Source organism: Legionella sp. ST3F1 (assembly GCF_048553315.1).
Lineage (GTDB): Bacteria > Pseudomonadota > Gammaproteobacteria > Legionellales > Legionellaceae > Tatlockia > Tatlockia donaldsonii.
In genome coordinates this window covers 48,232-61,178 of record NZ_JBLZIO010000003.1, presented here as the reverse complement: position 1 = coordinate 61,178, position 12,947 = coordinate 48,232, and the positions used below count along the sequence as shown (strand labels likewise).

The window sequence follows — 12,947 nt, the reverse complement described above, 5'->3', positions numbered from 1 at the left end:
ATCCCGGGCTTTGGCTATAACCTTCACCCGGGCTACCGCTTATTCTAATGGTAATCTACAGCGATGATTTCGTATTCAACCAAGCCACCAGGTGTTTCTACTGCTACCGTATCATCCACTTGTTTACCAATTAAGGCACGCCCAATTGGCGAACTGTAAGAAATTTTATTTACTTTAATATCCGCTTCATCTTCCCCAACAATTTGATAAGCGAGTTCTGCATCAGTTTGTAAATGACATACGGTAACCACTGCGCCAAATACCACCTTGCCATTATTCGTTACTTTACTGAGATCAACGATTTGAGCATTCGAAAGTTTGGCCTCCAACTCCTGAATCCGTCCCTCGTTAAAACTTTGCTGTTCACGCGCAGCATGGTATTCAGCATTTTCTTTCAAATCACCATGTTCGCGGGCAGTTGCTATCGCTTCAATAATACGCGGTCTCTCAATTGATTTAAGACGCTGTAATTCATTTTTAAGCGCTTCTGCTCCTTGCACTGTCATAGGATGTTTTGACATAGACCACCACCTTTAATGTAAATCTTGTAATCGGGTGACCGTTTCCCGGTCCTCGTATTTCATTGCCAAACATGCTGCTTCGGCACCTGACAACGTTGTAGTATAGCTGACCTTATGCTGCAACGCATTGCGTCTAATGGCAAAGGAATCTGCTGTTGCTTGCTTACCTTCTGTGGTATTTACAATAAAATCAATTTCATTATTTTTTATAAAATCGACAACATGCGGTCTGCCTTCTGCCACTTTAAAAACTCGTCGGCAATCAATCCCGGCCGCTTGTAAAACCAAGGCTGTACCACGGGTTGCGATTATTTCAAAGCCCAATTGGATAAGCCGCTTAACTATTTCGCCAACTCGTGCTTTATCCGCATCACGCACAGAAACAAAAGCACGCCGCCGTTTAACAATATTACAACCGGCTCCCAACTGTGCTTTAGCATAAGCTTGACCAAAGCGTCTGGCAATACCCATCACTTCGCCCGTCGATTTCATTTCTGGCCCTAAAATTGAATCGACACCAGAGAATTTAATAAAAGGAAACACCGGCAGTTTGATTGAGTAAAAAGCGGGCATTGGATAGTGCTGGCTTAAACCTTGCTGCTTCAAACTCTGACCCACTTTACAACGAGCTGCAATTTTTGCCAGAGATAATCCGGTCGCCTTCGAAACAAAAGGCACCGTTCGTGATGCTCGCGGGTTCACTTCCAGCACATAAATATCATCAGCCTGAATAGCAAATTGCGCATTGATTAAGCCAACGACCCCTAACTTCAGCGCCATTTGGCGAATTTGCTCAATTAAATCCTGCTGCACCACTACACTTAAACTAAAAGGAGGTAACGTACAGGCAGAGTCACCCGAATGCACCCCGGCTTGTTCTATGTGTTCCATGATGGCACCTATCATTACTTCTTCACCATCGCAGACTGCATCAATATCGACTTCTATAGCATCGTTTAAGAATTTATCCAGCAATACTGGCGAATCATTTGAAACAGCCACTGCATGCTCCAAATAATAACGCAAATCGTCTTCCTGATAGACTACTTCCATAGCTCGACCACCCAATACATAGGAAGGCCTCACCACCAATGGGTAACCAATACGTTTGGCAAGCTCTATCGCCTCCTCTTCACTACGTACCGTACCGTTGGCTGGCTGATGCAGATTCAACTCAGTCACTAATTTCTGAAAGCGTTCTCGATCTTCTGCTTGATCAATTGCATCTGGAGACGTACCGATAATAGGCACTCCGTTTGCCTCCAGTTCACGTGCTAATTTCAACGGTGTTTGTCCACCATAGTGCACAATAACCCCTGCTGGTTTCTCAACAGCAACAATTGACAAAACATCTTCCAGAGTAACAGGCTCGAAATAAAGGCGATCAGACGTATCAAAATCAGTCGATACTGTTTCAGGGTTGCAATTCACCATGATGGTTTGATAGCCAGCTTCTCTTAAAGCCATAGCCGCATGTACGCAACAATAATCAAATTCTATTCCCTGGCCTATGCGATTAGGTCCTCCACCAAGAATCATGATTTTCTTTTTGCCAGTCTCAGGCCTTGCCTCACAAACCGTTTCATAACAGGAATACAAATAAGCGGTATCACTGGGAAACTCCCCCGCACATGAATCAATGCGTTTATAAACCGGCACTACTCCCAGCTTTAATCGATGAGATCTAACCTGTTCTTCACTGCAATATAAAAGGCGAGCAAGGTAAGCATCAGAAAAGCCATGCCGTTTGAGATGGCGCAGCGTGGTTTTATCCAGGTCTTGAATTGATTTTTCATGAAGAAGTCGTTCCAGTAGCACCAACTCTTGAATCTGTGCTAAAAACCAGGGATCGACTTTGCTTTCCTGGTATATTTCTTCTAACGATAAATCCTGGCGAAAGGCATCCGCGATATACCATAATCGATCAGGCGTAGGCTCACGTAAATGGCCTCGTAAACGTGCCATATCACCTTTCGTAAATAAAGGTTCCAAACCACAGCGACCTATTTCTAAACCACGAATTGCTTTCTGTAACGATTCCTGGAAATTAGAACCAATTGCCATTACCTCGCCTACTGACTTCATTTGGGTAGTTAAGGTCGCAGGGGTTTGAGGAAATTTATCAAAATTAAATCGCGGAATTTTAGTAACCACATAGTCAATACTGGGCTCAAAGGACGCCGGTGTTTTGCCCCCCGTAATTTCATTGGCCAACTCATCCAACGTGTAGCCAACGGCAAGCTTGGCTGCTATTTTAGCAATAGGAAAACCTGTTGCTTTGGAGGCCAGGGCAGAACTGCGTGACACCCGTGGATTCATTTCTACCACTAGCATACGCCCATCTTCAGGATTAACCGCAAACTGCACATTAGAACCACCAGTATCGACACCCACAGCACGCAATACTTTAATAGCTGCATCACGCATGCGCTGGAATTCTTTGTCAGTCAAGGTCTGTGCCGGTGCAACAGTAATTGAATCACCGGTATGGACCCCCATGGGATCTAAATTTTCAATCGTACAAACAATAATACAATTGTCCTTCTTATCGCGCACCACCTCCATCTCGTACTCTTTCCAACCGAGTACGGACTCATCAAGTAATAACTCATGGGTAGGGGATAATTCGAGGCCGCGAGAACAAATTTCTTCAAATTCTTCACGATTATAGGCGATACCCCCACCACTTCCGCCCATGGTGAAAGAAGGCCTGATGATGGTCGGAAAACCCAGTTGCGCCTGTACCTGAAAGGCCTCTTCCAAACTGTGTGCAATTGCTGAGCGCGGCATCTCCAAACCAATTTTCTTCATCAATTGGCGAAACTTATCCCTGTCTTCGGCTCTGTCAATTGCATCACGAGTAGCCCCAATCATTTCAACGGAATACTTCTCTAATACACCTTCTCTTACCAAATCCAAAGCACAATTAAGAGCCGTTTGCCCGCCCATGGTTGGCAATAAAGCATCTGGACGTTCCTTGTCAATAATTCGCGCTACTTCCTGCCATTGCACGGGTTCAATATAGGTTGCATCAGCAAGTTCAGGGTCGGTCATGATCGTTGCTGGATTAGAATTCACCAAAATGACTCTATATCCCTCTTCTCTCAACGCCCTGACGGCTTGTGTCCCTGAATAATCAAATTCACAAGCTTGGCCAATGACTATCGGACCAGCACCAAGAATGAGGACGGATTGAATATCAGTACGTTTTGGCATATTAACTACAAAATGGATTAAAGTGGCTTATTTTACCGATTTTTGCTTAAAGTTTATACCCATGCATTGCGATTTTTCCTCTAATCCGCCATGAAATCGCGCTCGTTGAAATAACTTTTAGTTGCAGTGAGCCGTTAATCATTATCAATGACGTTATGAATTGTATCGATTGAAAGAACGATCATGGGGATTACAACATCCGTTTGGAAAAGTTGTATTCTGTTGTCTTTCCAATCATTTTATTTGTAATCACCATGTAGTTTTGCCCATAAGCGCCCTAACAGTTCGTGCATGGCAATACTTAAATAAAAAAGATTATGCGGGTTAGGCAAATAGGTTTTCCCCCAACGCTCATCATTCCAATAAAAAGTAAAATCAGTCGGCGCTGCGATAGGATGCATGCCTCTCGCCTGGCAAAGCGCCATTGCGCGTGGCATATGAATAGCAGAAGTGACTAAATAAAATGGTTCTTCATGGACGATTTTTTTAATTGCCTTAACTTGATCAGCAGTATTTATGGAGGCTTTTTCTAAAACAATATGACCAGCGGGAATTGTGCACCAAGACGCTAACTCTGCCATACGCATTGCCTCAGGCAGCTCAAAACCATACCCCCCACCTGAGAGTAATAATTTTGCTTGCGGTAATTGTTTATAGAGCCTTACTCCTTCTAACAATCGCTTGATGCTGGCTGAATATAACAAGCTGTTTACTGCTTGTCCTGGCATTTCTGATTGCCCCCCGCTAAAGACCACCACCCAATGAATGGCAGGATCAACCTGGGTAATAACAGGATACTGATCTTCCAATTGACGGGTAACCGCTTGAGGTATCCAGCCCGTACTGCATAATAAAAGTAACAGCGCGACCACTAGGAAGCCGCAACGCACCAACATACTGTCTCCGTGCAGCCATAGCAGGATCAAAAAAACGCACAATAATACCCAGCACAGGAAAAAAGGGTTAAGTACCCCTTCAAGCACATGGCGAATAATAACCACTATCTAACCCTACCCATCAGATAAAGTCCTAACAAAGCAAATATAAAAGTCGGTCCTAGGGCAGCGATTTCCGGCGGCCATTGAAATACCTGACTTACCGGTCCGAAGAAACGATTGACAATATGGAATCCAAAACCCACCGTAGCCCCAGCCAATAATTTTGACCCCATGGTTGACGAGCGCAGCGGGCCGAAAATGAATGGGATAGCCAGGATCATCATCACGACCGTTGTCAATGGTTGTATAAGCCGTTGCCAATAAGCCAATTGGTAATTACCTACATTTTGATGGCTGTGTTTCTGGGCGCGCAAATATTGACGTAATTCACGCAAAGTCATTTCATCCGGTTCACGACTACTGACACTTAAAATATCCGGTTTCACCGGGACATCCCAGGGCATTACTTTAATTTTGCGAGTCTGTGTACCCTCGTCATTAATGATGGTTTCCGCTATATCATGGGCTTCCCATTGACCATTCACATACTTAATTCTGTCGATGTGACGGGCAAAACGCATTTTATGAGATTCATCGAAATGATATTGAAACACTAATTCCAAGGTATTGTTAGGTAAGATAGTTCCGATGGAAATAAAATCATTTAGATGGCGCAGCCAAACGCCATGCGCTGTACGTAAAGTCTGACCACCGCTCATAGCCTGTATTTTTTGATCATTGGCATAAGAAGCCAGCCTTGGCACGATGGTTTCCCCTACCAAAGTGACAAAAAGAATAAGGAATAAAGCAGCCTTAAGTACAGCCAGTGTGACTTGACCAATAGACATTCCGGCTGCGCGCATTACAACTAATTCGCGATGATTAGCCATAATACCTAAACCAATCAAACAGCCCAACAAACTAGCCATCGGAAAAAACAAGTAAACCTGGTAAGGCATCTGTAAAAAAACATAAAGGGCTGTTTGGACGATACCATAATCCCCCTTACCCAAATCATCTAACTGGTTCACAAAGAGAATAAACACTTGTAACCCTGCAAGCATCAAGGTCACCAAAGCAATGGCTGCCAAAACCGTTTTTGCGATGTAACGGTCGAGCAATTTCATGACAATTTCACCTGATTACGCCAAATCAACAGTAACCCTATTCCTGCAACAGCAAGGTGTAACCACCACATGCCAAACCACAGCGGCACTTTGCCAGCTATGATCCAGTCGCGGGAAACAAATATAAAATTGGCATACACAATATAAAGAACTATCGCAGGTAACAATTTTGCATATTTACCTGCACGTGGATTAACCCGACTTAAGGGAACGGCCACTAAGGTTAAAGTCAACACCATAATCGGTACCGATAACCGCCATTGCAATTCTGCAGCTTTCCGTTTATCTGGGTTATTGAAGGGCAACAAACTGGCCGTATCCGTCGTACGAATGTCTTTTTCTATTTCAATTACCGGATGGGGCAACCGTGCTTTGTATTGATCAAATTCTGAAACCTGAAAATCGGCCTTTCCAGGCATCCCTTCATATTCACTGCCCTCTTGCAAGACAATATAGTTTTCCAGGGTATTCGGATCAGTTTCAGCGAAAGCTCGCTCTGCCAACAGAATATCCCATTGCAAATGATTATCTTTAACAACCTGGCGCGCCAGAAAGACTTGCTGTGCTTTTGAATGCTCTCGATTCATTGATTCAACATAAAAGACTTGCTTGCCTTCCGATAAAGCCCTAAATCGACCTGGCACAATCATTTGAATGGCAGTTTGAATACCGGTTGTACGTAATAATTTTGCTCGCTCAGTGGCAATCACCGGACTTGCCCATATCATGATAATCCCTACTAATACACTCACCACCGCGGCCATCACAAAACTATGGCGCAGTAATTGAGAAGGTCCATAACCACAGGCTTGCAACACCGTCATTTCACTTTCAGCATAGAGACGGCCATAAGCAATCAACAAAGCCACATAAAATCCAAGCGGGAGCAATAATCCCATAAGGTTTGGCAATTCCAGCATCATTAATTTCATAATGATCATGCCAGGAATTTGTCCACTGGCAGCACGATTAAGATAACGTACAAATTGATTAGACATGAAAATCAACAACAAGATTGTTGTTAACGATGCTAAAGTAACAAAAACTTCTTTGGCTAAATAACGAAAAATCAGCACGGCCTGTCCCTATTGATCAGGACGTATTAGATAGATTTTGGACAAAATTAGTTTCTCCTGAATCGCTCACGATACTTATACGTAGATTCTTTAACAGCACAGCATAACATAAGAAGATGGATTGCTTAACGTCTTCCCAGAAATGGCAGTAGAATTACGAACCGACCCTAGGTAAACTAGCAGTTTTTGCGCATGATAGGAAGTAGAAATGAAGTATGGGTTAATTGCAACACCATCACTTAAAACCAATGAATGCCTTGTTCTTGGCTTCTTTGACGACTGCGGCTTGTGTGATTTTGGCAAAACACTGGATAAGCAATGCAATCATCTTATTTCCCGTTTATTTAAAAAATTAAATGAAGAAGGCGATTCTATATGGCAGGCTGATATTGATGGTCACAGTCTAATGCTTCTTCATTGTGGCAAAAAAGCCAAATTTTCTGCAAAAAATTTGCGCAAACGCCTTGGTGACGTCGGTGCCGCGCTGATTAAACAACGTATCGTTACAGCCACGATCTGTTTACCCCAGGTCAATGAGCATCATGCCGATTGGCAAGTCCAACAAATGCTGCTGCAGTTAGATGCACAGTTATACCAACTTTCTGATTTTAAAACCAAAAATAAAAAACCCAATCGACTCGAAGCAATTGATTTTTATCTGCCAGGGGCATCCGGCACTGTTATCGAAACCAGCAAAGCAATCGCCGCCGGCGTACAGCTCGCTCGCACCCTAGCCGACTTACCGGCCAACCATTGCACTCCCACCTACCTGGGAGAACAGGCTATGGAGCTGGCACAACAGCACGAAAATCTATCCGCAAAAATAATGTGCCCTGAGGATATGCAAGCCATGAACATGGGCGCATTGCTTGCGGTTGCCAAAGGCAGTGCAGAACCCCCCCGTTTAATTGAGATGCAATATTGTGGCGGTGGTGATACCCAACCGGTTGTCCTGGTTGGCAAAGGGATCACCTTTGACTCTGGCGGCTTAACACTAAAGCCAGGTAATGCCATGGATGAAATGAAATATGATATGTCTGGTGCTGCAGCCGTCTTTGGAACCGTCAAAGCCTGTGCAACATTAAAATTACCGATTAACCTGATTGGCCTTGTTGCCAGTGCAGAAAATATGCCCAGTGGCACGGCCATAAAACCGGGCGATATTGTTACCAGCATGTCCGGTCAGACGATTGAAATACTAAATACTGATGCCGAAGGGCGGTTAGTGTTAGCTGATGCCCTAACTTATGCAGAACGGTTTCAACCCGATTGGGTTATCGATCTTGCGACACTTACCGGGGCGATGATTATAGCACTTGGCCATGTCAATACAGGGTTTATGACGGAAGACGAGGAGCTGGCTAATAGGATTCTTGCTGCCGCCAATGAAAGTGACGATAAGGCCTGGCGCATGCCACTGGATGAGGCGTATCAGGAGGCCCTTGATAGTCCCCTGGCTGATATGATCAATGCTTCTTTTGATCGCAGTGCTGGTGCAATTACCGCTGCCTGCTTTCTCTCACGCTTTGCCAAAAAATACCGTTGGGCTCACATGGATATAGCAGGCACGGCCTGGATCTCAGGTAAAAAACGCAATGCGACTGGCCGCCCTGTCCCTTTATTAATTGAGTTATTACGCCATGTCATCAGTACGCGTTGATTTCTACTTATTAAATAGCAATGAGCTGTCTTCTCGTTGGTTACTGGCTTGCCGTTTGCTGGAAAAAGCCTATCTACGCGGCCATCAGGTTTTCGTCTACTGCGATACAAAACAGGACGCGGAACAACTGGATGAGTTACTGTGGACTTTCAAAGACAATAGTTTCATCCCTCATAATTTGCAAGGAGAGGGACCAGAGCCGCCGCCCCCCATACAGCTTGGCTATCAGGGAGAGCCACGCGGGTTCAATGATATTTTGCTAAATTTGGCTGCTCCAATTCCCAGCTTTTATGCACGCTTTCGACGTGTTATGGAAATCGTTGTCAACGACGAGTCAGCCAAGGAATTAAGTCGCGCCCATTACCGCGAATACCGTGCAAAACAATGTGAACTGCATACTCATAACATTGAATTGTAGCCGGTAAAATGCCGAGGGTCACTTACCCATGTCTTCATCAAATTTTCGCTAAATTGCGTTTAGGTGTCACCCAGACGGTTATATAAGAGGTGGAGTCCAAGGCCAGTCCGTCCGGGTGAAAGCCAAAGGCTATAACACCACCTTTAACATTATAATGAGGCCCTTTATTTCCCATACGTTTTTAACAAATAATGCGCCACCGCACGCAACGCCATCGCTTCGCCACCTTCTGGTTTTCCTGGCTTGCTGCTGACATTCCAGGCCATAATATCAAAATGGATCCAGGGAATAGAGGAGGTAACAAAGCGTTGTATGAATAGCGCTGCGGTGATGGCGCCGGCATAACCGGAAGAACTTGAATTCACCAAATCGGCAATTGATGAGTCAAGCATCGAGTCATAACCGGCAAAGAGTGGTAAACGCCACATCGGATCATCAACAGCCCTTGATGATTCAATCAATGCGTGTGCAACATCATCGTTATTGCAAAACATGGCAGCGATCTCAGTCCCCACAGCAACACGGGCAGCCCCTGTTAAGGTAGCAAAATCAAAAAGCACTTCAGGTTTTTCTTCACACGCTTTGGTGATTGCATCCGCCAAGATTAGTCGCCCTTCTGCATCCGTATTATCGATTTCCACCGTTAAACCATTACGCATGGTTAAAACATCGCCTGGGCGAAAGGCATCAGGGCCTACTGAATTTTCAACAGCCGGAATAAGAACTTGTAAACGGATTGCCAATTGCTGGGTCATGATCCATTGCGCCAAGCCAATCACATGTGCAGCACCACCCATGTCTTTTTTCATCAAACGCATACCACTTGATGGTTTGATATCCAGGCCGCCGCTATCAAAGCAAACCCCTTTCCCCACCAGGGTTACACGTGGATGTTTCTCATCACCCCAGGTCAAAGATAATAAACGGGGTGCTTTTGCCGATGCTCGACCAACGGTATGAATCGCAGGAAAATTAGCAACTAGCAACTCATCACCGACCCATTGCTCAAAATGCGCGTGATTTTCCTTTGCCAAATCAGCCAATACCTTGGCTAATTCCTCTGGCCCCATATCATTGCTCGGCTTGTTGATTAAATCACGCACCAGGAAGATGGCATTACAGTCTGCCAAGATTGCCGTCAATTGCGCTTTATTGACGATGAGAACAGTAGGAAGCGTGTCTTGTTTTTTATAATCGGCAAAACGATATTGTGCTAGTGCCCACGCGATACAGGCTTCCTGTTTTAAATCCTGTTGTGGAATATAATGGCCGGGCGGCAAGGATTTAGCAGCTTGAGCAAGTGCTTGACTTTGATTATCGTCATCACCCGTGCCGAGATAGACCTTGTGAAGAAGACCATCCTGCGTATTGAGCAGACAAAGATCACCCGCTTTACCTTTGAATTGCTGCCCAAAAAACGCATTACGCTCTGCGGCATTTAAAGTTTCCAAACCCTTTTCCCATTCGGCTTTAGTCACTAAAAACAAAGGCACGGCCTTTTCAGAATGAGTATCATAAAACAGATCTGCGCGCATCATTACTCCTTCATATGACCACGAAATTGCGCTGGACGAATGCCAGTCACATATAAACTTACAAAATAAATCAATACTGCAACCGTCACATGGGCCAGTAACCAGGTTAATCTTAATACAGGCGATTGGGCTAACCAAAAACTCATACTACCCGTCATTAACAGCAAATAGACTGCCACTGCGGTATTGGCAACGCCTAACTGCAGAATATACTTAAGCCAACCTGTCATTGGTTGATAAATCCCTCGTCGCTTTAATAGGAACAACAAGATCGCACAATTAATATAACCTGCCAACGCCGAAGCCAAAGTAAGGCCTGCGTGAGCAAGAGGCCAAATAAACACCAGACACAGTAAGCTATTGATTAACATGACCAAAGCACCTACTTTGACCGGTGTTTTGATGTCCTGGCGAGCATAAAAACCTGAAGCAAGTACCTTAACCATCATGAAAGCTGGTACACCAGAACCCAGGGCAATAAGACTTTTTTGGGTTTGAATGACATCATCAGCCGAGAATGCACCATAGGCAAAACAACCAGCAATTAAAGGCATGGCAAATAAAGACAACCCTAAAGCGGAGGGAATCCCTATCAACAGTAACAAGCGCAATCCCCAATCCAGTGCGCGAGAAAATTTCTCGTTGCTTTGTTCCGCATGGCGTCGGGATAAATGAGGTAGAATAACCGTAGCAATCGCTACTCCAAACACACCTAAAGGAAAATCGGTCAGCCGATCCGTGTAGTACAACCAGGTCACACTACCCACTTTCAAGAAGGATGCAAAAATAGAATCAACCATTAAATTAATCTGCGCAATCGACACACCAAACAAAGCAGGGATCATCAATTTTAAAACGCGTTTTACACCCGGATCGCTCCACACCAATTTGGGTTTAACCAGCAATTTTCGTTGGTAAAGGAAAGGGATTTGAAACAATAATTGAGCGATTCCCGCGATCAATACCCCCCAAGCCAAGCCAACGACGGGCTGGCTAAGCAATGGGCATAAATAAAGCGCCGCCAGAATCATACAGATATTGAGTAACACGGGTGTAAATGCTGGAACGCCAAAATAACCATAGGTATTTAAGATAGCGCCAGCCATGGCAGTTAGGGAAACCAGCATTAGAAAAGGAAAAGTTAAGCGCAACATTTCTGTCGCAAGCAATGAACGTACACTGTTCTCGCCAAAACCTGGTGCAAAAATAAAAATAATCACAGGGGCTGCCAAAACCCCGATTACTGTGACTATTGAAAGAATCACTCCTAATTGCCCCGCAATACGAGCAATAAAAGTCCGTACTTCATCAACCGTCCGTGTTTGTTGATATTCGGCGAGTACCGGCACAAAAGCCTGTGAAAAAGCACCCTCTGCAAATAAACGGCGCATAAAATTGGGGATTCTAAAAGCAACATAGAAAGCATCCATCCCTGCCTGCGCACCAAACAGTTGCGCCAGTATCATATCGCGTGCAAATCCCACAAGCCTAGACATTAGCGTCATTATCGACACAAGGGAGGTAGAGCGCAGCAGGCTTTGTCGTTTTGGTACCATGGTTTCAATCGCAGACATAGTTTAATTAATTTTTAAGGCGTGCTCTATGATATACCGAGAAACCGGTTTTTATTGATTTTTAGCAAAGATTTTTTATCTTTTTAAATTTGGCTGTTAACTTTCTGTTACAGTAACTGAATTGCAGAAATAAAAGGATTTTCATGATAGTCACTTCACTCCCTACTATCGCGTTATACTCCCTGGCACCAGCGTTTGGTATGATCCTCGGTGGTGCAATTGCCAGTGTCTATCAGCCCAATGATAAATTAACCGCTGCCACGCAACATTTTGCAGCAGGTGTCGTATTTGCCGCGGTTGCGAAAGAGTTGTTACCCAAACTTGGCGCTGAAAATGAACCTATAGCGCTCATTATCGGTTTTTCTTTAGGCGTCATTTCGATGCTGTTGCTTAAAAAATTTTCAAATAGGCTCATGGAGAATGAAGAGCAAAGAAAAGGAATTTCACTGGGTCTAGTAAGTGCAGTGGGTGTTGATTTATTCATTGACGGTATCTTAATTGGTGTTTCCTTTTTGGCAGGAGCCAGAGGAGGCATTCTGATTGCCATCGCCTTGGCAATGGAAATTCTGTTTTTAGGGTTATCAACCACAGCAACCTTAGGCAGCCGCTCGGTGGGAATTAAAACTCGTTTACTGCTAAGTTTTTGCCTTGCTTTATTGATCCCCATTGGCAGTATTGTTGGTGCCACTTTACTATCGCAATTACCCATTGTTATTACCGATGGTTTCCTGGCTTTTGGTGTAGCAGCCTTGCTTTATCTGGTCACAGAAGAATTGTTAACCGAAGCCCATGAACAAGAATTTACTGAAACACCCGTCATTACAGCCTGCTTTTTTATTGGATTCCTTTGTATTTTGCTGTTGGAAAATCTTGCCAGCTGAA

General features: G+C 44.4%; 10 protein-coding genes. 3 read left to right on the top strand and 7 right to left on the bottom strand.

All coding sequences use genetic code 11. From position 1 onward, the window contains the following. Window positions 1-44 precede the first annotated feature (44 nt). The 5 genes from greA to lptF all read right to left on the bottom strand — a co-directional run bounded on the left by greA (window position 45) and on the right by lptF (window position 6,878). Window positions 45-521, bottom strand: a complete 477-nt coding sequence (gene greA, locus ACN4Z1_RS03515; protein ID WP_228363218.1) for a transcription elongation factor GreA — start codon at window positions 519-521, stop codon at window positions 45-47. Between the two features lie 12 nt (window positions 522-533). Next, window positions 534-3,737: a carbamoyl-phosphate synthase large subunit gene (gene carB / locus ACN4Z1_RS03510; RefSeq protein WP_228363219.1), complete on the bottom strand. Its 3,204-nt coding sequence runs from the start codon at window positions 3,735-3,737 to the stop codon at window positions 534-536. A gap of 239 nt (window positions 3,738-3,976) precedes the next feature. Then, a complete protein-coding gene (locus ACN4Z1_RS03505) occupies window positions 3,977-4,738 on the bottom strand; it encodes a YdcF family protein (protein WP_181879317.1) in 762 nt (253 codons plus the stop codon). Then, the gene (lptG, locus tag ACN4Z1_RS03500) at window positions 4,738-5,808 is read right to left on the bottom strand and encodes an LPS export ABC transporter permease LptG (RefSeq protein ID WP_228364067.1); all 1,071 of its coding nucleotides are present in this window, start codon (window positions 5,806-5,808) and stop codon (window positions 4,738-4,740) included. Before lptG ends, ACN4Z1_RS03505 begins: the two co-directional genes overlap by 1 nt. Beyond that, a complete protein-coding gene (lptF, locus tag ACN4Z1_RS03495) occupies window positions 5,799-6,878 on the bottom strand; it encodes an LPS export ABC transporter permease LptF (RefSeq protein ID WP_228363220.1) in 1,080 nt (359 codons plus the stop codon). The genes lptG and lptF overlap by 10 nt, the downstream gene beginning before the upstream one ends. Window positions 6,879-7,086: 208 nt before the next feature. Between lptF and ACN4Z1_RS03490 the strand changes: the two genes are divergently transcribed. Together ACN4Z1_RS03490 and ACN4Z1_RS03485 are read left to right on the top strand one after the other, a co-directional pair. After that, window positions 7,087-8,538, top strand: a complete 1,452-nt coding sequence (locus tag ACN4Z1_RS03490; protein WP_228363221.1) for a leucyl aminopeptidase — start codon at window positions 7,087-7,089, stop codon at window positions 8,536-8,538. Beyond that, complete coding sequence (locus tag ACN4Z1_RS03485) at window positions 8,519-8,956, top strand: DNA polymerase III subunit chi (protein WP_228363222.1); 438 nt, start codon at window positions 8,519-8,521, stop codon at window positions 8,954-8,956. Before ACN4Z1_RS03490 ends, ACN4Z1_RS03485 begins: the two co-directional genes overlap by 20 nt. Window positions 8,957-9,120: 164 nt before the next feature. Here the strand turns inward: ACN4Z1_RS03485 and ACN4Z1_RS03480 are convergent, their stop codons facing one another. Both ACN4Z1_RS03480 and murJ read right to left on the bottom strand, forming a co-directional pair. Next, window positions 9,121-10,491 (bottom strand): leucyl aminopeptidase family protein, encoded by a 1,371-nt coding sequence (locus ACN4Z1_RS03480; RefSeq protein WP_228364068.1) that lies wholly within the window; start codon window positions 10,489-10,491, stop codon window positions 9,121-9,123. A 2-nt stretch (window positions 10,492-10,493) separates the two neighbouring features. Continuing rightward, window positions 10,494-12,047, bottom strand: a complete 1,554-nt coding sequence (murJ, locus tag ACN4Z1_RS03475) for a murein biosynthesis integral membrane protein MurJ (protein WP_228364069.1) — start codon at window positions 12,045-12,047, stop codon at window positions 10,494-10,496. A 161-nt stretch (window positions 12,048-12,208) separates the two neighbouring features. Here murJ and ACN4Z1_RS03470 point away from each other — a divergent pair, with 161 nt between their 5' ends. Then, the gene (locus tag ACN4Z1_RS03470) at window positions 12,209-12,946 is read left to right on the top strand and encodes a ZIP family metal transporter (RefSeq protein WP_228363223.1); all 738 of its coding nucleotides are present in this window, start codon (window positions 12,209-12,211) and stop codon (window positions 12,944-12,946) included. Window position 12,947 lies beyond the last annotated feature (1 nt).